The organism is Pseudomonas lini, assembly GCF_964063345.1.
Lineage (GTDB): Bacteria > Pseudomonadota > Gammaproteobacteria > Pseudomonadales > Pseudomonadaceae > Aquipseudomonas > Aquipseudomonas lini_B.
In genome coordinates this window covers 955,988-978,896 of sequence record NZ_OZ061318.1, presented here as the reverse complement: position 1 = coordinate 978,896, position 22,909 = coordinate 955,988, and the positions used below count along the sequence as shown (strand labels likewise).

Below are 22,909 nucleotides of genomic sequence, written 5' to 3'. Positions count from 1 at the left end.
TAGAAAGCGAATCCAGTAGTGTGAGCAGGGTCAAGTGCCCAGCCAGCTACGCCAACCTAATTCTGGCGCCGTTTGCCCACATGCCAAAAACCAGTGCCACGCTGCTGATAATCGATGATGACGATGTAGTGCGCGCGAGCCTCGCGGCCTACTTGGAAGACAGTGGTTTCAGTGTCCTGCAGGCCAGCAATGGCCAGCAGGGTCTTCAGGTATTCGAGCAAGACAAGCCCGATTTGGTCATCTGCGATCTGCGCATGCCGCAGATGGGCGGACTCGAACTCATTCGCCAGGTCACCGAGCTGTCGCCGCAAACACCGGTAATCGTGGTGTCGGGCGCCGGTGTGATGAACGACGCGGTCGAGGCCCTGCGCCTGGGCGCGGCGGACTACCTGATCAAGCCTCTCGAAGATCTGGCCGTGCTCGAGCACTCCGTGCGCCGGGCTCTGGACCGTGCGCGCCTGCTGCTGGAAAACCAGCGCTACCGCGAGAAGCTGGAAAAGGCCAACCGCGAGCTCGAAGCCAGCCTGAACCTGCTCCAGGAAGACCAGAACGCCGGTCGCCAGGTGCAGATGAACATGCTGCCGGTCAGCCCCTGGAGCATCGACGAGTTCCAGTTTGCACACCAGATCATCCCGTCGCTGTACCTTTCGGGCGATTTCGTCGATTACTTTCGGGTCGACGAGCGTCGGGTAGCGTTTTACCTGGCGGACGTTTCCGGTCATGGCGCCTCTTCAGCCTTCGTTACCGTGCTGCTGAAGTTCATGACCACGCGCTTGCTGTTCGAATCCAAGCGCAACGGCACATTGCCGGAGTTCAAGCCTTCAGAGGTTCTTGGTCATATCAACCGGGGCCTGATCAGTTGTAAGCTGGGCAAACACGTCACAATGGTCGGTGGAGTCATCGACGAGGAGACCGGTTTGTTGACCTATAGCATCGGCGGTCATCTGCCGTTGCCTGTGTTGTACACGCCAGACAGTGTTCGTTACCTGGAAGGGCGCGGTTTGCCGGTGGGCCTCTTCAATGAGGCCACCTACGAAGACCACGTGCTGGAATTGCCGCCAGTGTTCAGCTTGACGCTGATGTCTGATGGCATTTTGGACCTTTTGCCAGAACCCACACTCAAAGATAAAGAAGCTGCTTTGCCTCAACGGGTGAAGGCAGCGGGCGGCAGCCTGGATGGTCTGCGCCAGGTTTTTGGATTGGCCACGCTAGGGGAGATGCCGGATGATATCGCCCTGTTGGTGTTGAGCAGGAATCTTTAATGAGTACCGGTAGAATCCAGTTCGCCGAGCAGGACGGCACCTTCGTCCTGAAGTTCGTCGGTGAAGTTCGCCTGACCCTGTGTTCGGCGTTGGATGCGACTATTGAGCGGATCTTCACCGCGTTGAATTTCAACGCCATCGTGATCGACCTGACCGAAACCCGCAGCATCGACAGCACCACCCTGGGCCTGCTGGCCAAACTGTCGATCCTGTCGCGGCAAAAGGTCGGCCTGCTGCCGACCGTCGTCACCACCCACGAAGACATCACCCGTCTGCTGCAGTCCATGGGCTTTGAGCAAGTGTTCAACATCGTTGACCGCCCGATCCCATGCCCTGAATGCCTGACCGACCTGCCAGACCAGGACCAGTCCGAAGAAGTGGTGCGCGTCAAAGTTCTCGAAGCGCACAAAATCCTCATGGGCCTGAACGACTCCAACCGTGAAGCGTTCCATGACCTGGTGAATGCGCTGGAGCGGCATTGATTCCCAGAAGTGATGTGGGTCTTATGGGCCCCATCGCAGGCAAGCCAGCTCCCACATAAACCTCAGTCGTAAACACTATCGCGACCCACCGCAGAACCCCTGTGGGAGCCGGGCTTGCCCGCGATGGCGTCATCACAAACGCCACATCCCTCCGCGCGCAGCCATCCAATACCCAAACTCAACGCAAAAAAAGGGCGAACCCACCAAGGTTCGCCCTTTTTGCATCGCTACAAACTAGATCACAGCTTGGCCTGCAACAACGCCTCAAGCTTTTCCTGATCCCGAGCAAACTGACGAATCCCCTCAGCCAGCTTCTCGGTCGCCATCGCATCCTCGTTGGACAACCAACGGAACTGCGCTTCATTCAAGCTCAGACGCGCTTCACCGGCATGCCCCGGCGCCAATTTGCGCTCCAGCTTGCCAGTGTCCGCCGCCAGCTTCTCCAGCAGATCCGGGCTGATGGTCAACCGATCACAGCCGGCCAACTGCTCGATCTGATTCAGATTACGGAAGCTCGCGCCCATCACCACAGTCTTGTAGTCATTGGCCTTGTAGTAGTTGTAGATACGCGTCACCGACTGCACGCCCGGATCATCCGCGCCTGTGTAGTCGTTGCCGGTGGCCTTCTTGTACCAATCGTAGATGCGGCCCACGAACGGCGAAATCAGAAACACCCCGGCATCGGCACACGCGGCAGCCTGAGCGAAGGAAAACAGCAGCGTCAGGTTGCACTGAATGCCTTCCTTTTCCAGTTTCTCGGCAGCACGAATGCCTTCCCAGGTCGAAGCGATCTTGATCAGCACACGGTCACGGCCAACGCCGGCCTTGTCGTACAGGTCGATCAGACGGTGCGCGCGCTTCAATACGGCGTCAGTGTCGAACGACAGGCGCGCATCCACTTCAGTGGAAATACGACCCGGTACAACCTTCAGAATTTCTTGCCCTACCGCAACGCCAAAACGGTCGCTGGCCAGGCCCACATCGCCCTTGCAGTCGTGAACGCAAGCGTTCAGCAACTCGGCATAAGCGGGAATGGCCGCCGCTTTGAGCAGCAGGGAAGGGTTGGTGGTAGCGTCCACGGGTTTAACGCGAGCGATTGCTTCGAAGTCGCCGGTGTCGGCAACCACGGTGGTCATTTGTTTGAGTTGTTCCAGCTTGGAAGTCATGAGCGTGCTCTGTCCTATGGGTCTAATGACATTACCCGAGCGCTTGCAGCCACTCAAGGGCGCGTACGTGTATCGATGGCCCCAGCGGCAACATCCTGAAAGCGGATGCTTGAAAGGCGGGGCGTGGTATCGGTAGATACGATGCTGAAATGGGGGACAGGTTCAACGCAGGTGACGGCTAGCGTGCTGGGCAGGCCTGGGCCATGTCCTTGATGCTTACCGATTTGGACGGTTTACGGATTAATCCTTTGAGCGCTCGGGCCGAACAAGTGCCGGCCACGATTTCAAAGCTGCCATTTTCTAACGAAACAAACTGAACGCGATCACCGGCGCGAAGCCCCAGTGAAGCGCGCAGCTCGGCTGGAAGGGTGATCCGTCCTTTAGAGCTCAGCGTGGCCGTTGCCATAGATGATTTCTCCGTTCCGTCTTACTAATGAGTGGTAGGGGATTCATCGCCCCTCCAACAACTCCGCCGCCTGATCCAGCAACGCCAAAGGCTCTTTGGCCTTATGAATATCCACCGACAACAACTGCCGAAACTTGCGCGCCCCCGGAAACCCGGTGCCCAGCCCCAGCACATGCCGAGTGATGTGATGCATCGATCCACCCGCCAGCAGATGCTCAGCGATATAAGGCCGCAACTGCGCCAGCGCCTCGGCCCGGCTGATCACCGGCGACGTGCTGCCGAACAGCTGCTGATCCACCTCAGCCATCACATAAGGATTGTGATACGCCTCACGGCCCAACATCACGCCGTCAAACGTCTGCAAATGCTCGTGACAGGCCTCCAGCGTCTTGATCCCGCCGTTGAGGATAATCTCCAGCTCCGGAAAATCCGTCTTCAACCGCGCCGCCACGTCATAGCGAAGAGGCGGAATGTCACGGTTCTCCTTCGGCGACAACCCCTCCAGAATCGCAATCCGCGCATGCACCGTAAAACTCGTGCATCCGGCATCCCGAACCGTGCCGACGAAATCGCACAACTGCTCGTAACTGTCCCTCCCATTAATCCCGATCCGATGCTTCACCGTCACCGGAATCGACACCGCATCACGCATCGCCTTCACACAATCAGCCACCAATTGCGGATGCCCCATCAGGCACGCCCCGATCATATTGTTCTGCACCCGATCACTCGGGCAGCCGACATTCAGATTCACCTCGTCGTAACCGTGCTCCTGGGCCATGCGTGCACAGGCGGCCAGGTCCAGCGGGACACTGCCGCCGAGTTGCAACGCGAGCGGATGCTCGGCTTCGTTGTGACGCAGGAAGCGGTCGTGATCGCCGTTGAGGAGCGCTCCGGTGGTGACCATTTCGGTGTAGAGGAGGGCGTGCTTGGAGAGTAGGCGTAGGAAAAAACGGCAGTGACGGTCAGTCCAATCCATCATGGGCGCAACAGAAAACCTCCTAGATATGGAATATGCTGGATGGGCTAGGTTTTCTGCGGGTTTCGTCTGCATTTGGCTACTTCTCATTCACTACTGTTTGCCACTGTTTTTGCTTGTTTTAGCAAGGTCGTTGCTACAATGTAGCAACTCAAACCTGTCGTGTAGCAAAATCATGGGATCGATCACCGTTCGCAAGCGCAAGAATGGCTCTGCAGCGTACACCGCACAGATCCGCATCATGCAAAAGGGCGTCACAGTTTATCAGGAAAGCCAGACGTTCGATCGCAAGGCGACGGCGCAGACCTGGATCAAGCGCCGCGAGACAGAAATGGCCGAGCCGGGGGCGATCGCCAAAGCGAATCGTAAGGGCGCTACGGTCAAGCAAATGATCGACCGCTACCTTGAAGAGTATGAAAAAATTCGACCACTGGGCAAAACCAAACGCGCCACTCTCAAGGCGATCGGCGAAACCTGGCTAGGTAAGCTTGAAGACAAGGAAATCACCAGCCAGAAGCTGGTCGAGTACGCCAACGACAGGATGCAGAAAGACGGTATCCAGCCACAGACTGTTGGCAACGACCTCGCGCACTTTGGCGCTGTGCTATCTATTGCCCGACCCGCCTGGGGATTTGACATCGATCCCATGGCCATGCCGGATGCACGCCGCGTGTTACGCAAAATGGGCGCCGTGTCCAAGAGTAAGGAGCGAGGCCGCAGACCCACGCTGGAAGAGCTCGACCGTATCCTGACCTACTTTGTCGATATGCGCGCACGTCGTAAGCAAGAGATCGACATGGTTAGGGTGACTGCTTTCGCACTGTTCTCCACGCGCCGACAGGAAGAGATCACCCGCATTCGCTGGGACGCAATGGACGAGGTTCGCCAGTCGGTGCTGATCACCGATATGAAGAACCCCGGGCAGAAATATGGCAACGACGTTTGGTGCCATGTTCCGGATGAGGCCTGGAGGATATTGAAGTCCATGCCGAAGGTCGCCGACGAGGTGTTTCCGTACAATGCCAGATCCATATCGGCCTCATTTACCCGGGCTTGTCATTTTCTCGAAATTGAGGACTTACATTTTCACGACCTGCGCCACGATGGCGTGAGTCGGCTGTTTGAAATGGGGTGGGATATTCCGAAAGTGGCCAGCGTGTCAGGACACCGAGATTGGAACTCGATGCGACGCTATACACACCTGCGGGGGAATGACGACCCGTACAAGGATTGGCCGTGGTTGGAGAGGGTTGTAACTGGCCCCGTGATTGAGGCCATGTCGCGTTAAGATGCTCGGTGTATACCTCGCCCCATCAGTTTTTCGTGTTCAGTTTTGGCCTTGCTGTGCTGGGCGTCGAGGTAAGCAGCCAAGTCAGACAAATGGACGCCTCGCGCTGACTTCTGGCTGCTCTCCATGGGCACCAGTGTAAGGTCTATCTGGCCAGCGGCGACCTTGAACTTCATTTTCTCCGGTGATAGGTGGCTGAAATAGTCAGCACAGACGCGCTCAAGCGGGATGATTGCCTGGCCGTTGTACTGGGCCATTAGTAGGAAGACCGTATTCATACCGTACCTCCCCAGCCGATCAGGCTGATGTCGATGTTCTTAGCCTGCATTTCCTGCAGCGAAAGGAACAGCATGGGTCGACCGCCGCCCATACCGGCATACGGTTCGTACTTCACGAAATAGGGCTCTTCGGTTATCAACTTGACGAACTGCGTGCCGCTGTTGATTACCGGCGTGCTGCGTTCATCGACATTGCAATAGCGGGTGTAACTGGCATGGGATAGGACCGGGTCGAGGATCAGGTACTCGGGAGTTACCGTGTAGTGTATGCCCTCGGCCAAATGCACATTGTTTTGGCCTGCCTCTTCGGTGCTGCGCGAAACGGCCACGATGATCGACATTTTTTGTATCACTAGGTCGATCTCGCTCTGCACATAACCATCGCCGTCGCCAGCAAACCGCTCGATCACCGTCTTGATGATTGGTTCCAGGGTCTTCAGGGCCGAGAACAGGTGCAGCTCTTCGCAGACCTGCTGCAATTTCCACAACCCGACCAAGATCACCTGCAGCGAATAGCGCGGGCGGTCGTCCATTTCCTCGGGCAGCAGGGCCGACGCCTTCTCCATCAACGCCTCGATGTCCTCCAGTGAGGTGGTTAGTGCCATGGCCATGATCGCTTTACCCAGTCGACGAAGATCATTCCGGTTCTTGGTGGCGTGGAAGAAGTGTTCCCGGCAATGGGCGCGTTTGACTTTGGTCAGGTGCACGCGAATGCTCCGTTCCTGAATCGCCGGGATCTCGATCTCCTGTTCCGAGATCACCACCAGTGGCGACGACAGCGGGATGGCAATCGCTTCGGCGTTGGTGCGGCCCATGGCGCTGCTGGAACGGCTGAGCCGCCCTTTCAGGGTCGCCTCGCCATTCCAGGCCTGCTTGATTCGCTCACTGGTGTCCTTATAGATCTTGCTGTTTATTTTCGACTTGTTGAATTCTTCGATGATGCGCGGGATGGTCGTGGTACTGGTCAAGTATTCGAGCATGGCATAGTGCGACGTCGACGGGGCGCTGACCCCGGAGTCCTTCTGCATGTAGTCGGTGCCGTTGAGCCAGGTGAATAGGCCGGCGGTTTTCGACTTGCCGGAGCCGGCACTGCCCCACAGGCAGAGAATCGGAAACTGACTGAACGAGTGCATGAAATGGGTTTTGAAGTGTGCCGCGATGGTCCAGCCGATCATCAGGCCGACCTCGTGTTTCTGATTGATCTTGAGCAGCCGTGTCAGGGCGTTGTCCACCGCTTCGTCACCCCTTTCGCACATGGTGGTGTGGGCGAAGTACGGGCGGGCCAGCAGGTTGCCGAGGAACTGGTGTGTGCCGCGCACCTTCACCGAGTTGACCGACATATCGGGCTCGACGTAGGTGAACACGGGACTGTTGTCGACGAAGTCCAGATGGACCCCGACGGTGTAAACCTGGTGGATTTCGTCCACGTCTTGATCCTCTCGATAAATTGCCACTTTGATCCGCTGTACGTCGAGGTCTGTGCCCTGAAAGGTCAGGTCGCTGAGTCCTTCGAATTCATGCAGGAACGCCGAGCGGCTGGCGAAGCTGAGCTCTTTGAAAATAAGCTTGCCCACTTCTAACCCGCTCTTCATCACGCTCATCCGTGTACCGATCCGACGCGGACTGGTGCCGTCCTCCGGCACGGCGATGAACACGTCGAGTGGCTGCAAGGTGAAGTTGCTGATGCGCCGCTTGCTGTCACCGACGCGGATGTAATAACCGTCCGCTTCGGCCACCGCGCTCAGGTCGGCGTCGGGGTTGCCATCCTTGTTCACCCCGGACTCGATCACGCAGCCTTCGCAGGGGCGCTTGCTCAGCAGCGAACGGATCGCATTGCAGCCAAAGCTGAAGGTCGGCGTGTGCTCGACGTAGCGGATCTGCGCTTCGATGTGGTCGCGGCGCAATTTCGGCGTGCTGTACTTGCTCGACTTGGCGCTGCTGGCCAGCCGCGCGGTGAGGCTTTCGGCCACGCTCTGCGATACCCCGGCGCGCACGATGTAGGTGGCCAACTGGGTCGCGACCTGGTTGTAGGAGGCATCGGCCTTCAATGAATCGCTGTCGCAGAGCATCTGGATGCACGCCGGCACCGGCTCGCGGATCGCTTCCATATCCGCCGACGAGGCGATGATCACCAGCTTTGGTTTGGAATTGACGCGCTTCTTGGCTTCTTCAAACAGCGCCTTCAGCTCGTGCACCACCTGCTCCTGCGGGTCGTCGACCTCGACAGTGCGCGGTGCCTTTACCCATTCGCGGTAGCGCTCGACGGTCAGGTCGATCAGTTCATCAGCGGTCACCGGCACCCGGTACTTGCCGTCATGGCGCTGCAGGTTGACGATGCGGAAACTGTTGCCCCGACCGCTGCTGTACACCGAATAATCGAGGCCAATGACGAATAGGTCGCGGGCCATTTCCTTGTAGATTTCTGGTAGGCGCAGGATGAAGCGTTTGCCCGTGAAAAACGTCTCATTGACCAGAATGTGCAGGCCTTTGCTACCCGACAGGAAAATCTCGATGCCGTCTTTCGGTACGCCCATGCGCACCAGCTTGCCGACTAATTCTTGGCCACTGGTGATGGCTTGGGCCAAGTCATCCTTGCAGTCGATATCGAAGTACAGCGGGCCACGGTAGCCGATCTTGTCGCGGTTGCGCGGCAGTTCGGCTTCGGTACCGTCGTTGACCATCTGGTTCAGGGCGAGAATGGTCAGTTTCTTCGCTCCCTGCGCCTTGGCCAGCTCCACCGGGCTTTCTTCGCCATGGCAGGAAAGAAGAAACCAGGCGTCATGTTCTGAGCGTTGGTAGTAATGGTACATACTAATGTCCCCCCGCCGACTTGCTGCTTTTGACATGGTCTAAGGTCAGCTCCAGCAGCAGGCGGTCGACCGCCCTGGCAGAGACATGTCGGTGGCGGAGAGAGTCGCATGAGGTAAACCAGCCAGACACGGTGTCAAGCAGATATCCGGTGTATTTTGTGAGGTCTTGGTGGGACAAGCAGTGGGTTTTAGCGATGCGGCGGATGAACGCGAGGCGTTCGTCAGCAGTCATCCGTTCCCCGGTGGTGCTGGGAGGATTTTTTATCATTTTGTTTTCCAGGTCGCACCCTTGAAAACCAAGAGGCTCCTTCTCTAGTACCGAAGTGGTGAGGAAAAATTACCGGACAAACCGGGCATCAAACTTGAGTGCCGTCCTCTCAGTTGGGACGGTCACCCAATCAATCCTTACGTTCTCAAGTATTAACCAGGTCTTGAATTCCTGCCGAAATCTCCTCTGCAGGCCACGGCTTTACTGGTTTTTCATCTTGCGCGAAGTCATAGGAAGCCCCTCGCTCTTCGGCTTCTTGGGCCACCCGCGCAGCGATGGCCTGGAAAGTCTGTACTACCCGCATCACATTGTCGGTGAGGCGCTGCAAAACCAGAGGACGCTTGTTTTTTGGGAAGCGTTGGCCGCGTTCGTCGCGCATCGGACGGAACAGGCGGTAATCTCCTTCCTTCATCCCGCGCAGCCCGAAGATTTTGCGTAAGTTGCTGGTACTCGGCTGATTCGGCAGCACCACCAATAACAGATCGCCCGGTTCGGCTTTATTGTAACGCAGGGCCAGAGAGTCATAGATCAGGGTAGCGGCCTGATATTGGGTGCCCCGCATTGCAAGTTCTTGGGTCAGGTTCTCGAAGGCTAGGCTGCCGGGTTTTATTACTTTAATTGCCATGCCATCAGCATTCCAGCTGGGCTCGGTAGCGACCTTGTTATTATTCATATTGATAACCCCAAATTATTGTTTTCAGTATGTTGAATAACGCTATTTAATCGTAGTCGATGTACTGATTTTTAGCGTTCTTCAGGGTGTTTTATCTATGTAATCGATTGATTTTTATAAATAAAATGTTTTATTTTTGGTCTTTAGGTGCTTTTGTGGTGGGTGGTGGCTGGCAAATATATTAATTTCTTTTGTAGTGTTTTTTGTTGATGGTTGTACTATGTACCGTCGGGATTTTTTGTTGGTTGAAGATGGTGAGTGGGTCTGTGCTAGCAAGTTTTAAAAAAAGTAGTAAAAAGTCGTGGGTGGGGTGTTGATGGTACGTTAAATGCTTTTTATTACATGTATTGGTTAATATGTTTAATATATTTCTAAATAATCTAGTTGGTATTGCATTATATATTTCTTGGTGTTGTGAACTGTGCTTAGATATTTATGTGGTAGCGGGTGGTGTGGCAGTCATATCGAATGGAAGGTTCGGGGGCGCTCTTATTAGTGCCTGGGACAGCAATCCGGATTGCCTAAGAAAGGACCGAATTAAATGGTTCGTCACAAGAAAATTAACAGCGCCTCGCTCGGATAGCGGCAGATGCGACTCGTTTGCGTGTTGCGTCCATCGAGGCCGGTTACTGGCGAAAACGGCCCCGAAGGAGCGCGCCAGCTTGGGCGACCTGATCGTCTAAGCATTGGCGAAAGTCCACCAGTGTGAGGAAAAACGCCATGTAATCTCCAAATAGAGCCGGCCCCTGTGATAGCAGAAGAATCCATACCTAAACCTCTCATATAAGTGGGTTAACTATTTTGGGAGGTGCGCTATCGCAGGGTCTTAAACATATGTGGGAGAAAACCCATGGATATAGGTTATGCACGTACTTCAACGATCGAACAAGAGGCAGGCTTTGAGGCCCAGTTGCGCGAATTAGAACAATGTGGCTGTGAAAAAATATTTAAAGAGCAGGTGTCGTCCGTGGCCCAGCGCGTCCAGTTGGACGCGGCCATTGAGTTTGCCCGCGTGGGGGATACCTTTGTGGTCACTAAGCTCGACCGGTTGGCCCGCTCGATCACCGATCTGCTGCAGACACTGCACCGATTGGAACTGAAGAAGGTTGAGGTCAAGATTCTCAATCTGGGATTGGACACCAGCACGCCCACCGGCAAGTTAATCCTGACCGTGTTAGGGGGGATTGCCCAGTTTGAGCGAGAAATGATGCTGGAGCGGCAGCGAGAGGGGATCGACAAAGCGCAGAAGGCCGGCAGGTACAAAGGACGTAAGCCAATCCACGAGGAAAAACGCGCGGCCATACTGCGCCTGGCGGGCGAGGGCGTGACTAAGGTCGAGATTGCCAAGCTGCTTGGCGTCGGGCAGGCCACGGTTTACCGCGAACTGGCTCTTTACCGTACCGCTGCCGTGACTCGGTCAGCCGTCCCGCTCACTTCTGAACTATGAAGGGGTCAATTCGGTTTTTCTGCCATGCTCAAGCATCCCCACACCTATTGGAGGTCCTATGCCCACCCTCCTGACTGGTCCTGCCTCGCCGTCTACGGCGTCCTGCCGCTGACCGGCGAAGCCGCCGCCTGTGCTGTGTCACCTGAGTGAACTGGGGTGCGCTGCTGACCGCCTACTTCGGCCTGCACAGCGCCGAGGTGTGCCACGCCTTTACGCCGGCCGGGTTCTCTGACCCGGTCGGGCGGGCATGGCACCAACTGCAAAGTGCAGTACAATTTTCGCCTAGCTAATCTGCCTGGAAAGTCCCATGCCGCGCATGACCCTTGATCTGTGTGATGAAATCGACCAGAAGCTTACCGCCATTGCCAAGGATCGCGGCATGACAAGGCCGAAGCCATGCGCAAGGCCTTTGCCCTGCTGATAATCGCAGACAGTGAAGCGCGCAAGCCCGGGTTCTCGCTGGGCATCGTCCGCGAACGCGACGACCACACGCTGGAGGCTGTGGGCCGAGTGGTGGGGCTCTGATGGACAAACCCGACTATGACCTGACCACGGTGTTCACCAAACCGGGCGGGGGGGGGGCACTCAATGAAGGCGAGCGGCTACGCTTTGCCCGGCAGATGCTGCTGAGGCTGAACTGCTTCGGGGGTGTTCGTCGCTCACGGGTCGGTGCCGGACAGCCCCGGGGTCAGCCAGATCTTCGAACTGGTGAAGATTGGCGCCTTGCCCCTAGTCACCTCGGTGCTCTCGTTCCACTTCCCCAACAGCTCGACCAAGTAATCCACCGCGCGAGCGGCCCCTGTGAAGGGCGAAACGTCCAGGCACTGCCGGGCCGCGACGGGCGGCAAAAAGCCCACCCCCTGTATTTCTTAGATTACAATTCGGTCATGGTAGAGATAAATCAGACCGCCACGTTTAGGGCGTGGGAACGCCAGCTCCGGGACATCGAGACGGCTAAAGCCTTAGCCCATCAATGGAGTCAAACATGAACGACCGTCTAGTGGAATTCGACCCTGCCGCCGCCCTGGTGGACCCGGAGTCCATCGCTATCTTTGTCGCCGATGCCTTCGAAACCGGCGACGTGGCGTACATCGCCAAGGCCATGGGCGTGGTCGCCCGTGCCAAGGGCATGACCGAGCTGGCCCGCGAGTCGGGGCTGGCCCGCGAACAGCTGTACCGCTCGTTCAGCGAGAAGGGCAACCCGACCCTGAAAACCATGCTCGCGGTGATGCGCGCCGTGGGCATTGACATGACCGTGCGCCTGCATGTCTGAGCCGGACCTGCCTGAGAAGGAGACAACCCCGATGAAGCGCACGAAGCAGACACCCCACTACACCTTGGACGAACTGCTGGCCCGCTGCGACTGGAAGGTGCCGAGGTCGGCAGAAGAGACCGTATGGCTGGAAGCGCCGCCGGTAGGCCGCGAACTTGAAGCATGGGGGCCAGAAGGAGAACCGCATGTTGACCCAAGCCGAACTCGAAAAAATCCACGCTGACATTGTCCGGCTGCGGGCCGAGACCATGAAGCTTGTCGGTCCCGTGACCCGAACGCCGAACGTCGAAGCGCGGCAGTTCACCCGCGAGACCTTCTGGTATCCGCTAGCCTTCGCCATTGGCCTGTTCGCCACCGTGGCCGGTCTCACCGTGTGGGTGACCAAGCTGCTCAACTGAGCCCGACCTGCCGTAAATACAACTGTAGATACGCAGTAGTGTGGCGACGAATGCAAATACCCCCGGAGAGACCACTATGAAAAGCAATATCAAGAAGTGGGGCAACAGCCTCGCCTTGCGCCTGCCCGCGTCGATCCTGGGCGGCACCGTGTTCGAGCTTGACCTGGAGGTCGACGTGCGGGTTGAAGGCAACCGGATGATCATCGAACCGGTGCGCGAGCCCTTGGACCTGGCCACGCTGTTGGCCAAGGTGACCCCGGAGAACCGCCATGAAGCGGTTGACTGGGGGCCACCGGTGGGCAAGGAGGTCTGGTAATAAGCGGCTATACGCCCAGCGCGGGCGACGTGGTGTGGTTCAGCCCGCAGGCGGGCCACTAGCAAGCCGGCCATCGCCAGGCGGTGGTGCTGACGCAGGCCAGGTACAATTGGGCAAGCGGCATGATGATCTGTATGCCTATGGCTACCAAGATCAAGGGTTATCCGTTCTAGGTGTCGATTGCCAGCGCCAGGTCCAGCGCGGCGCTGGCCGATCAGGTTAAAAGTGTCGACTGGCTAGCGCGCCAAGTGTAGTCCGCAGAACTGGAGCAAATCCAGCGCGTGGTTGCGGTGTTGATTGGCCGTCCTTAATGCACACGCTACACAGCTAGGCACACCTCTCTTGAGAAGGAGCGCCCAATGTAACGGCATGACCTGTCCGCCGCTGAACTGAACAAGATTCACGCCGACATCGTCAATCTGGTGGCCGAGTCCCGCCGGCTAAATACCCCCGCAGAACTGAAGTACGAACAAACTGCGACAGTCTGAAAAGCTGGCCGACAGTTCATGACTCCCTGAAAGGAACCAACAGGAATGGCTCAGCTGCTCCCGAAGGGCAGAGTTTTACCCCTGCTATCAGCTACTGATTATTAAATATATTATTTTAATATTTTTATTATTTATATAGATGAGAAGGGAGGACTAATGAAGCGATAATTTTATAAATGAGAAAGACTCGTATCGAAAACCCTCAAAAATTAAGTCACTAAGTACTCCTTGCTGACTTAGTGACTTGTTTGGCAGGCGAAGTCTTCGCGGGTCTGATTTTTGTGGTTTTTATAATTTATAATGTAATCAACATCTTAGGGTGGGTAATGCGATTATCGAATTTGAGAAAAGGTATTGCTATCAGCGCTACTCTGGCTGCTCGTTTAAACAATTGGACAAATAGCAAGCAAATAATCATTCAGGTAAACGATAAGTAGTCAGTACAAAAGCGTAGAATTTCAAATCTAGGTATCCGGTCGCGTAGTCGATACCCATGTTTTGTTGCCTCGTTTTTTACACATTAGCCACCATTGCGGTGTGGGTGATCGGCTATCCTGGTTAATACCGTGTTCCCTGGCAACGTACTTCCCGGAAGGAGTGTGGGGGGACATCGAGTGCAGCCAGCCCGAAACCTTCGCGCAGTGCCTAGCGCCAACCCTTTGGGTCGCATGGCCGCGGCGAGGAGGTGGCGCGGGCGACAGTGTTCCTGGCTAGCGCTACAGCAAGCTTCATCGCGGGCACCAGTCTGCTTATCGATAGCCGTCTCGCCAAGGGGGCCCAGTTCTAGGTCTGCGGCCTGCTGACAAAATGCGAGCCCCAGCACCTTCGCGCCAGGAGCGCCGCCGTAGAGACATAGGGTTGAATTTCACGATGGCGCCCTTATGATCGTGCGTGGTTCAGGGCGTCCTGTTTGATTCGGTTATGTACAGCGCATCCCGTTAGAGTTTGAAAAGCGTTACGCAATGAGCTTTCAGGGTGTCTAGAAAATCCGAGGCGATTCACTGAGCTAAATTCTTTATCCTGTGGGGGAAACCCGCAGCGCCGTGGCGGGACGCAAGCGATATCTCTTCCGGATCGAGAAGACTTTATATTGATAGATGAGTAGGGTTTGACATGGCAGTAAGGCTGGAATTTCTGACCCAAGACAGTGAAGAGCGGGCTCTGGCAATGCGTTATTGGGCAACGGACGAGGAGGGTGCGTATCTTGAGCGTGTCGCCGACCTCGTACCGTTCCGGGAGATTGTTCAGTCTGGCCAAATTGCAAAGCAGGTGCGCGAGTACTGCCTGGCTTTCGACGAAAACCAAAGCTGCTGTCTCTGTGGAGGCGAAGTGCGCATCAACGGTCGCGCCGAAGCCAAGAAGGTCTTCCAGCGCTCATCCACCCCCTGCGCCCCGTGTGCCGAGCTTCAAAATAGGAAGCGCGCAGAGCAGGCAGCGCTTGAGCAAGCCGAGATCAGTAAACGGCTCGCTTACAAGATGGAGAGGAGCGCCGCAGCTACGCTGGACTACACGTCCCTTCCGGATAATGTGGTGCTGCTCATACTGGCTATCAATGCAGTCGTTGCTCCGCGCTTGGCTCATGGCACCTTCGGCATAGCGGATTGTGACGACTTGGCACCGTTGAATGCCGATAAATTCGTTAAGCAACTTTGTAAGGATGAATACCTTTTAGAGGATCCCGGCGCGGCCAAAGCTGGAACCTATTTCCTCCAAAACGGCGAGCTATGGCATAAAACCTATCAGCTTGAGCTGTTCCTGCCGCCCGACAAAACTCATGGGCGTGGTATTGGAGCGTTAGGCCTGCTAGATGAGCATCGGTTTACCGATCCCGATTCGCTATTCAACCTCTGGCTGGATTACGCCGTAGCCGATGTGCTGCGTTACCTGTTAGACCAGTGCAATATCTACAGCCATGATCTCGAAGACGAGGCGATTGAGAAAATCACAAGCACAGTCAGGCATGGATTGCAGACGTACAGCGTTGCACAGCTGTGGTCTGTGATGTGGAAGGTGGTCAAAGATGCGGCCAGCCTCGCGAATCGCGAGTATTACAACCGGCCCAAAGCCGTCGCGACGATACCTAACAAAATTCGTAAGCTCCTGGAAGTGGCGGATCAGCAAGGTGGGATTCAGAGAAGCTGGGACAGACCAGAGCATCATCTGGCTGGCTCTCTTGGGATGGTTTTCTCGAACCTCTTTGACATTGATGAATATTCTCAAGGCAGCCACGTAATCGAGCTGTTCAATCGGCTGCGACCTCCTGCCCAGGTTGAAACCGAGCATAATTTGCAGTCACTGGCCGAAGCCTTCATGCGTAGCGCATCGAACGGGCCAGATCCGTGGTCGGCGATGGAACATTTTGCAGACAAGATACGTGCTGGCTTAACGACTGAAGACGCGTTGATGGAAGCCTTCGGTCAGTAATCGCCAAATGTTCGCTTAGCAAAGCGCCAACGGCCCCGTCAGGCTGATGATTATGGGCGCCCCACGGTTGAGCAGTTGAAAAGGTGGTTGTCAGCAAACCGGGATGTCGGCGCCTACTATCTTGGCCCCCAACTGTTTTGGCATTCATCAAAGGTGCGCTTCAGGGCCTCGGGCTGGCCGAGGCGCTCAACTAAGCTCGCGTAGCCGTTGCGGGTGTTGTTGCGGTCAGGGCTTATGACGTCGAAGCTCCATTATGTGTTGGGCAACAAACTGGATCATTTGCCTGAGCAAATCGGCGTCAGGTCCTTTCTCAAACAGCCAGTTCAATGCGACATTAGGTTCTCTAGCCGTCCCGACCTAAACGCCGAAACATATGATAGTCAGAGGTTTAAAAATGCCAATTACCATTGAGATGCTCCTACCCGGCGATCCGCGTACCACTGTGGAGTCATTCTCAGGCATGTATCGAATCACTGTTGAGCGGGAGGACGGTATTGCCTGTACTGATTAGAGGCCCGCACAGCGATGAGTGTGTATTGTTTCAACCCGCCCAAGAAGACACCACGGAAGGTGAAAGCCAAGGCTGAGTGACCTAGGAGTGCAATCCGGGGTTTGGGGAGCAATGGAACCAGTGTTGTGGACCAGCTTCTGCGTCCGCGATTCGTCTCACCGATTTTGCTCAAGCCGTGGAAATCCTTGAGGCCGATACTGTCCCTACATCACAAGGATCGTACTGTTATTGAAAGGCGCCGATTCCTCGGCGCGACAAGCATTTTCCTTGGTTGGTTCTATCAATTGACGTTTTTAGATTCAATTGTTGTCCGAGAAAAGGATCGCGTCCCTCAAGCAGGCAGTAACCATCGCACGGTTGGGCTTCATCCAATCAAAGGTCGGGACACGAACCAAACGCAACCCCGGACTTGGACGCACTGCTGGCCAAGATCAACTCTCGAGAACCGGCACCTAGAAACTGACTGGGGCCCACCCGTTGGCAAGGAGGTTTGGTGATGGCGAAAGTAAACCGTAAGAAGAAAACCGCGAAGAACAACCCGAACGCTGCTGCACTGAGAAACAGTAGTTACGCCGTGAAGGGCTCAAGGAATAGAAAACCGAACCGGAAAATCGAAGCGCGAGTGCTGGACAAGGGAACACGCGAAGCGGGTAAAACCATCGAGAAAGGCCAGAAAATGGCGCAGATCGAGGCTTACGCGAAGGAGCACAACTGCACCATCACGCAAGCCATGATCGCTTTCATGTGATCGGCTGCTTGCCCCGGAGGTGGACACCATGTTGACCCAGGCGGAACTCGAAAAGATTCACGCTGACCTTGTCAAGGTGAGGGCCGAAACCATGCGGCTTGTCGGTTCTGGAACCAGTTTGTCGGCGACTGAATCCAGCGGTACAACTGCCGAACCCAGTAAGCTCACGGCCTGGGAATTGTTCTGGTGCCCGGTGACTGTCGTTGCAGGGATGTTCGTGGTCATCGGCGGTGCCATGGCCCTGATCTTCATGAAGTGATCATGTACAACTATGCAATCCGCTTTAAGCGGGACACCGCCCCCGAGGGTGGCCGTCTTCTGCACGCATCAAAGACTGGATTTTCTGCTGCAGGATGGAAGCCAGTTCCCGACTAGGGTATTGGGCTTTCAAGCTCCGCGCTTTACAGCCGAGCTCATGACTAAAAGCACTGGCGTCCGTGAGGCCTTGGGCGCTCCCACACAATCGACAGGGCACCAGTACGCCGTCGCGTTTCCAGTGTTTGTCCCAAGCCTCCAGCGGCAGATAGGTCACGGAAATTCAAAAGCAGTCCTTTGGCAATGAACGACAAGGGCTAAGGCGCGTAAAACCATTCACCATGGCAATGGTAGGCCAGCCTCCGGAGGGCTTGTGTCCAGCAGGTGCAAAAAAGCCCACTGAGTGTTTTTTTGTGTGAGGGGACATTTAACGCAACTCCGTTATGCGCTGTCGTTTAAGTGTGTCCCGGAATACATCTAGCCGTGGCGGATCACTTCCGCATCTGCTTAGGCAGTTAGCTACATTCCTCAGTGCGTTAAGGGCAGGAAACGGCCGATTCTGTTGAAAAAGTCGGTTCTTCCAGACTGCCCGCATACCGACCGCTGAAAACGCCTTTTTTGCGCGCCGCTACGCGAAATCTGAGCCCGGAATCCTTTGCTCAATGTAAAGATTTCAATCTCAAGCGCGTACTTTTCTACGGTAGAAAAAACCATGGCCGACTTTTTCAACAGAATCGGCCAGAAGCAGACGTTAGGGAAGAGCCCCCTTGGCGAACGCATCAGTATGTAGCCTCGATGAGCTCAGCGATGAACAGGCAGAGAAGATGCCTCGGTACCCGCCGGTGTAGGCTCCCGAAATCAATGTGAGACTGTTGAAATAGCTTTGACAAAATACCCGCTTAGGCAGGCTTTTGAGTGGATCTGAATTTTCTGCCGAGACAGATGGCATCGCGACTACCATCATCCCCTCGGACTGTTTTGCGTTGCGCTAATGTCTGCGTTTCAGTACATCAATCCATTGCCCCCGGCAGGCCTCCTCGAACCACCGCAGGCCCAGGCCGTGTCAAATCGAAATCACAAGCTATATTTACTCGACGTGAAATTGGAATCACACGCATCAATCGCGCATCTGCGCACGGAGGGAACCATGAGCAAAGATTGGATTTTCGATGCACCAGGTGGGGTTACCGATTTCAGAGATCCCTCTAGATGGGACGCCGCCATGCGCAAGGAAACGCAGAATATCGTGTTTGATCTTGTTAGCTCAGCTTTGGAAAAGAATGAGCCGACGGCAGAAGAAATTGAAGCAAATCGCGATCAGATCTCATACGTTGATCCGACCGTTACCGACATTCCGAACGACGCCGAAACGATTCCGGTACAGGCGTGGGGTGGCTTCCCGCGTGCTGTCAAGCGACGCGTGCCATGGAAAGATCTACCACATGCTGCCGACGATCCCGATGGCATCTATCGAGCAGTCGAGCATCTCGGTGACGAGGATTGCCGACCTGGTGTATTCGTTGATCAGCACGATCGAGTACTACATCTACCAGTACGGGATCGTCAGGACGAGTATCTCGAATGGGCAGCCGTACGGAATGATGACAATAAGATCACCAAACTAACGTTCGTAGCTGAAGGCTATGACTACTACAGCGAATTGTTCGATAGTGACGAGCAGCGTGTACTTGACTTATATAAAGAGGCGACTGGGCTTTCGTCGCTCAAGGTTGATGATCTACGCGCTAAGAATGGTGTATATAGGCGTCTCACCGACGGCAGGCGCACGATTGTAGCTGAACCTGGTGCATTTAATCCGCGCAACAGCTACAACATCAACCCTGGCATCGTTCATCTTTCACACCGTGCTAATTCGCTGGGAGCTGAAATCAATTTGGCAGGCGTGTCGGCGATCGCCCGTAGGGATGCCACTGGCAAGACGCTCGACGAGACTAAGCCGGAACGTCTCATGTGCTGCAACGAAGGGGGAGACCCCAACCGCAACAGTGACCCTTCGATATCAGCCCAAGCCTATAAGCAAGTTTTGGAAGGGTATCGCTATACGCTTGCCAATCCGTTGGGCCTTTACATTGCTGGTATTGAGGACGGGTTGTGCTTGCCGGACGATGCTAACTCTCCAGTACCACAAGAATGGTGGACGGTCGTGCGTGGACATGACTTGTGGGACTCCAGCAAGAGCCGCGTGCTCCGACTAGAGCTCGAAATTCCGGAATCTGAAAAGCTCACCATTAGTGACCTCATCGCTAGCGGAAATAAAGTTACTTATGAGGGGCAGATTGCGGAGTTGCTGTCTGTCCACCTTTTCATCACGCGCTGGAAGCGGGCTGGGGCGGGTATTGGCCCGATCGTAAAATGCCTCGGGACGTGCTGCCGGCAGCAGGGGGGGGAGCAGCTTATATATAGCAAAGGCTCCTGCGCGGCTGGTTACGATTTGGCATTTCCAGACCTTCTCCCGGCCAAGGTAACTCCCGCTACGGTAAAGGCGAAGTCGTTCGTAGCTAAGAGTTTTAAACGATGAGCGATCGCCAACTCGAACTCGACGATATCCAAGGCAACATACTGGGCGGGTTTAATACCGACATACAGGTCCTTCTCTTTTTTTCAGTAGCGGCTGGCCAGATATCGAATGCGGCGGCTTGGGTGGCCACGCTGGCAGAAGAGGTTACGACTGCCAGTGAGGTCAGCGCTCGTCGTGATTTGATAAAAACCGATATTGGACCGAACGCGCCGACCTGGTTGTTCGTGGCTGTGAGCCTAGGCATGCTGCAAGGAACCGCAAAAGATCTCAGTTTTAACGATATCGCGTTCAACACCGGTCATCTGAACCGCGCCAAGTCGGTTCTCAACGATCGCACCAACCCTATGACATGGGTTGCCGGCAATGTTGCAAAACCAGTCGACGTATTGCTGCTCATTGGGGGAAATGTTGACGCAGCGGTCGCCGGTCGCACAGATCAACTGCTCAAGCAGGCGACCGCAGCAGGGCTTACCTTGGCGTGGAGAGAGAATGCACAGCGGTTGGAAGGCGAACGTGAGCATTTTGGGTTTCGCGATGGTATCTCCCAACCACTGGTCACCGGTTATGATCCGGGTGATGGGATGGCCGCTGGTAATTTTGTGTTTGGCTACCCTAAAACTACCGGCGGTGCACCGGTCAAGCCGAGCCTCGATCCGCGTGGCGTCGCAGACAATGGATCTCTTTTGGTATGGCGGCGACTGAACCAGAATGTGCAGGCTTTTCGAGATTTCTGTGCTGCCGCAGCGGCTCAATTTTCGACTGACTGGCCAGGCCTTAGCAAGGAGCATATGGCTGCACTTTTGGTCGGCAGATGGCCTTCGGGTGCCCCAGTACTGGCGGGGCAATTTGCCGACCCTAACCCTACCACGACCGAAAACGACTTTAATTTTTCTGGCGATAGCAATGGTCAATCCTGCCCTTTTGGCGCACATATTCGGAAGGTAAATCCAAGGAAAGGCAAAGCGGATGTTGTAGATGTCCCTCGATTGCTCCGCCGCGGTATTCCCCACGGTAAGCCCTATGACCAAGCGCCAGGCGAGACTGATCGAGGTCTGACTTTTTTGGCTTTCCAGACGTCAATCAAAGAACAATTCGAGTTCTTGACTCAGCACTGGATGAACAGCGACCTCAATCCCGCGCAGGAAAGTGACCTACTCATCGGACGGCGTTCGTCTCCCGGTAATCTGAACATTTGGGGGCCGGCTGGCCCAATTAACGTTACTGGCCCCGCGGATTCCTGGATCACACCTTGTGGAGGTGCCTATCTATTCGCGCCGAGCCGCTCAGGGCTCAGGAAATTAGCAGAGCCGCCTGCGCCGGCAATTCAGTGGCGGGCGCAGAAGTTTTTATTGCAGTTGACGTCCTCATTTCGGGAGTTGTTTTAGCAATCGGCTCCTGACGCCTTTCTGGTCAGCGCTTACAATAGACAGTCCCCGAACCGCCATGCCAGCGCTGGTCTTACAGGCAATCTGCGGGGGGGCTTTCCGGGCGAATATGCGCTTTCACGAATTACTGTTCGGGCTTTCTGATAACCCGGTATTGGTGGCACCGATTCAGGACCATGCGCAGCGAGCACATTCGATCTGCTCGTCATCATTGGTGGTGACGGATCAACTGGAGCGGGCGCGTCGTGAGCGCTGGTCAATAATCGAGGCATTGCGGGGCCAGGATACGGAAGAGTTGGTTGAGCTTTGCAGCGACCATCTAAAGCCATCTCGTGACAACGATGTAGCCGCCTATCATCACCGGACAGATCGATAACAGCAGCCTGCTACTGTTCCGTCACATCTGTGAAGGTCTCCTTCGGGTTGTTCTTTGACGGTCGTCATTGCGGTGCGAGGTGGTTAAGTCGAATGCAAACGGTTGGTCAGCACGAATGCAATTAACTGGTCAGTGAGAATACAAATGTGTGGACAAGTCCATGCAATTATCCAAAGACGGGTGGTGTAAAGCGTTCTATCGTTGTTGAGGAATTTCTGGCAGCGCTCGGACAGCATGCGGCTGCGCGGATTTGAACGCTCCTTAAGAGCGACCTTCGCGCCTTCGTAATGCCAGTAGTATTGGGTGATTGAGGTAGCCGGGTGTTGCGATTGGCCAGCGCACATTTCTAGCCGGTGCGCGAGCGTGCTGTCAGTACCAAGACAGGGAGGAAGGGAGAGATTGATGAAGGATTCGATCCCGGCACCTAAGCGCCGGGACAGAGACTAAGCAGTCCGCTCATGATGGGAAATGTCAGAGCTAGAAGGCTTTGAGTAAACAGTAACGAACGAGGGCCCGTTCGACACTCTGCTTACCTCTCAAGACCAGACCAACGGCGACAGTCTGATCCGCGTCGAAGATCTCGTAGAAGACGCGGTAACCATCTGTATTAAGTTCACGATATTGCATGACACCCAGCTCGCTCAACTGAAGGCTGACGGGATAACCGTAGGGGGTGGACGCGAGTATATTTGTGATGATGTCAACGACGGCATCAACCCGCTGGTAAGCAGATTGCAGTCCGTGATAATCAGCCAGATATTCGATCTGGTCTTCGATGCTTTGTTGAGCGATTTCGGTGTAACGAACGGTGAACTTGGTCATTTAGACTCCTATATTATTTGTGGGCAAACCTCCTGCTCAAACGGGCTTTCAGCTCATCAGTAGAACAATGCTTGCCTTGGGCATACTCGCGAGAACTGATTGCGAGCATTTTCACAAGGGCAACTGCTTCGTCACGGCGCTTATGGTCAACATAAGACTCCACAACATAGGCAGGAACACCATTTTGCGTGACGACCATTGGCTCATCTAATGGCAGGTCGGATGCGTGTTTTTTCAAAAAACTTATTGTTTCGACTCGCATGAGTGGAAACCCTCCTTTGTGACGTCCGTCCCGGACGCCAACTAACTCTGATG

General features: G+C 55.3%; 23 protein-coding genes. 14 read left to right on the top strand and 9 right to left on the bottom strand.

Going from position 1 to position 22,909, the window contains the following annotated elements:
* The first annotated feature begins 80 nt into the window (after window positions 1–80).
* Window positions 81–1,262: a two-component system response regulator RssB gene (rssB, locus tag AB3226_RS04560; RefSeq protein ID WP_367372194.1), complete on the top strand. Its 1,182-nt coding sequence runs from the start codon at window positions 81–83 to the stop codon at window positions 1,260–1,262.
* Complete coding sequence (gene rssC, locus AB3226_RS04555; protein ID WP_007897104.1) at window positions 1,262–1,744, top strand: anti-sigma factor antagonist RssC; 483 nt, start codon at window positions 1,262–1,264, stop codon at window positions 1,742–1,744. The genes rssB and rssC overlap by 1 nt, the downstream gene beginning before the upstream one ends.
* A 239-nt stretch (window positions 1,745–1,983) precedes the next feature.
* Here rssC and tal read toward each other — a convergent pair whose 3' ends face one another.
* From tal to dusA, 3 genes are all read right to left on the bottom strand, one after another.
* Window positions 1,984–2,910: a transaldolase gene (gene tal / locus AB3226_RS04550; protein ID WP_192343296.1), complete on the bottom strand. Its 927-nt coding sequence runs from the start codon at window positions 2,908–2,910 to the stop codon at window positions 1,984–1,986.
* Window positions 2,911–3,088: 178 nt separating this feature from the next.
* On the bottom strand, window positions 3,089–3,316 hold the full coding sequence (locus tag AB3226_RS04545; protein ID WP_367372193.1) for an AbrB/MazE/SpoVT family DNA-binding domain-containing protein: 228 nt from the start codon (window positions 3,314–3,316) through the stop codon (window positions 3,089–3,091).
* A 43-nt stretch (window positions 3,317–3,359) separates the two neighbouring features.
* Window positions 3,360–4,370 (bottom strand): tRNA dihydrouridine(20/20a) synthase DusA, encoded by a 1,011-nt coding sequence (dusA, locus tag AB3226_RS04540; RefSeq protein WP_367372192.1) that lies wholly within the window; start codon window positions 4,368–4,370, stop codon window positions 3,360–3,362.
* Between the two features lie 100 nt (window positions 4,371–4,470).
* Here dusA and AB3226_RS04535 point away from each other — a divergent pair, with 100 nt between their 5' ends.
* Window positions 4,471–5,583: a tyrosine-type recombinase/integrase gene (locus tag AB3226_RS04535; RefSeq protein WP_367372191.1), complete on the top strand. Its 1,113-nt coding sequence runs from the start codon at window positions 4,471–4,473 to the stop codon at window positions 5,581–5,583.
* Here the strand turns inward: AB3226_RS04535 and AB3226_RS04530 are convergent.
* The 3 genes from AB3226_RS04530 to AB3226_RS04520 all read right to left on the bottom strand — a co-directional run bounded on the left by AB3226_RS04530 (window position 5,580) and on the right by AB3226_RS04520 (window position 9,612).
* Window positions 5,580–5,861: a pyocin activator PrtN family protein gene (locus AB3226_RS04530; protein WP_367372190.1), complete on the bottom strand. Its 282-nt coding sequence runs from the start codon at window positions 5,859–5,861 to the stop codon at window positions 5,580–5,582. The genes AB3226_RS04535 and AB3226_RS04530 overlap by 4 nt on opposite strands.
* Window positions 5,858–8,671: a hypothetical protein gene (locus AB3226_RS04525; RefSeq protein ID WP_367372189.1), complete on the bottom strand. Its 2,814-nt coding sequence runs from the start codon at window positions 8,669–8,671 to the stop codon at window positions 5,858–5,860. The genes AB3226_RS04530 and AB3226_RS04525 overlap by 4 nt, the downstream gene beginning before the upstream one ends.
* 413 nt (window positions 8,672–9,084) lie before the next feature.
* Window positions 9,085–9,612 (bottom strand): hypothetical protein, encoded by a 528-nt coding sequence (locus tag AB3226_RS04520; RefSeq protein ID WP_367372188.1) that lies wholly within the window; start codon window positions 9,610–9,612, stop codon window positions 9,085–9,087.
* An 850-nt stretch (window positions 9,613–10,462) separates the two neighbouring features.
* Here AB3226_RS04520 and AB3226_RS04515 point away from each other — a divergent pair.
* Together AB3226_RS04515 and AB3226_RS04510 are read left to right on the top strand one after the other, a co-directional pair.
* Window positions 10,463–11,059: a recombinase family protein gene (locus AB3226_RS04515; RefSeq protein WP_367372187.1), complete on the top strand. Its 597-nt coding sequence runs from the start codon at window positions 10,463–10,465 to the stop codon at window positions 11,057–11,059.
* Window positions 11,060–11,455: 396 nt separating this feature from the next.
* Window positions 11,456–11,584 carry a hypothetical protein gene (locus AB3226_RS04510; RefSeq protein ID WP_367372186.1) on the top strand — a complete coding sequence of 43 codons (129 nt, stop codon included), beginning with the start codon at window positions 11,456–11,458 and terminating at the stop codon, window positions 11,582–11,584.
* A gap of 134 nt (window positions 11,585–11,718) precedes the next feature.
* Here AB3226_RS04510 and AB3226_RS04505 read toward each other — a convergent pair whose 3' ends face one another.
* Entirely contained in the window at window positions 11,719–11,907 is a 189-nt protein-coding gene (locus AB3226_RS04505; RefSeq protein WP_367372185.1) for a hypothetical protein, read from the bottom strand.
* 137 nt (window positions 11,908–12,044) lie between these two features.
* Here AB3226_RS04505 and AB3226_RS04500 point away from each other — a divergent pair, with 137 nt between their 5' ends.
* The 9 genes from AB3226_RS04500 to AB3226_RS04460 all read left to right on the top strand — a co-directional run bounded on the left by AB3226_RS04500 (window position 12,045) and on the right by AB3226_RS04460 (window position 21,772).
* Complete coding sequence (locus AB3226_RS04500; protein WP_367372184.1) at window positions 12,045–12,332, top strand: addiction module antidote protein; 288 nt, start codon at window positions 12,045–12,047, stop codon at window positions 12,330–12,332.
* Between the two features lie 185 nt (window positions 12,333–12,517).
* Window positions 12,518–12,730 carry a hypothetical protein gene (locus tag AB3226_RS04495; RefSeq protein WP_367372183.1) on the top strand — a complete coding sequence of 71 codons (213 nt, stop codon included), beginning with the start codon at window positions 12,518–12,520 and terminating at the stop codon, window positions 12,728–12,730.
* A gap of 76 nt (window positions 12,731–12,806) precedes the next feature.
* Window positions 12,807–13,046 (top strand): AbrB/MazE/SpoVT family DNA-binding domain-containing protein, encoded by a 240-nt coding sequence (locus AB3226_RS04490; protein ID WP_367372182.1) that lies wholly within the window; start codon window positions 12,807–12,809, stop codon window positions 13,044–13,046.
* Between the two features lie 1,601 nt (window positions 13,047–14,647).
* On the top strand, window positions 14,648–15,958 hold the full coding sequence (locus tag AB3226_RS04485; RefSeq protein ID WP_367372181.1) for a hypothetical protein: 1,311 nt from the start codon (window positions 14,648–14,650) through the stop codon (window positions 15,956–15,958).
* A 1,007-nt stretch (window positions 15,959–16,965) separates the two neighbouring features.
* Window positions 16,966–17,217 (top strand): hypothetical protein, encoded by a 252-nt coding sequence (locus AB3226_RS04480; protein WP_367372180.1) that lies wholly within the window; start codon window positions 16,966–16,968, stop codon window positions 17,215–17,217.
* A gap of 28 nt (window positions 17,218–17,245) precedes the next feature.
* The gene (locus AB3226_RS04475; protein WP_367372179.1) at window positions 17,246–17,476 is read left to right on the top strand and encodes a hypothetical protein; all 231 of its coding nucleotides are present in this window, start codon (window positions 17,246–17,248) and stop codon (window positions 17,474–17,476) included.
* Window positions 17,477–18,619: 1,143 nt separating this feature from the next.
* Complete coding sequence (locus AB3226_RS04470) at window positions 18,620–20,011, top strand: hypothetical protein (RefSeq protein ID WP_367372178.1); 1,392 nt, start codon at window positions 18,620–18,622, stop codon at window positions 20,009–20,011.
* On the top strand, window positions 20,008–21,396 hold the full coding sequence (locus AB3226_RS04465; RefSeq protein ID WP_367372177.1) for a Dyp-type peroxidase: 1,389 nt from the start codon (window positions 20,008–20,010) through the stop codon (window positions 21,394–21,396). The genes AB3226_RS04470 and AB3226_RS04465 overlap by 4 nt, the downstream gene beginning before the upstream one ends.
* Window positions 21,397–21,454: 58 nt before the next feature.
* Window positions 21,455–21,772 (top strand): FCD domain-containing protein, encoded by a 318-nt coding sequence (locus AB3226_RS04460; RefSeq protein WP_367372176.1) that lies wholly within the window; start codon window positions 21,455–21,457, stop codon window positions 21,770–21,772.
* A gap of 477 nt (window positions 21,773–22,249) precedes the next feature.
* Here AB3226_RS04460 and AB3226_RS04455 read toward each other — a convergent pair whose 3' ends face one another.
* Window positions 22,250–22,594 carry a type II toxin-antitoxin system RelE/ParE family toxin gene (locus AB3226_RS04455; protein ID WP_367372175.1) on the bottom strand — a complete coding sequence of 115 codons (345 nt, stop codon included), beginning with the start codon at window positions 22,592–22,594 and terminating at the stop codon, window positions 22,250–22,252.
* A gap of 13 nt (window positions 22,595–22,607) precedes the next feature.
* Window positions 22,608–22,856 (bottom strand): type II toxin-antitoxin system Phd/YefM family antitoxin, encoded by a 249-nt coding sequence (locus AB3226_RS04450; protein ID WP_194935689.1) that lies wholly within the window; start codon window positions 22,854–22,856, stop codon window positions 22,608–22,610.
* Window positions 22,857–22,909: the final 53 nt, after the last annotated feature.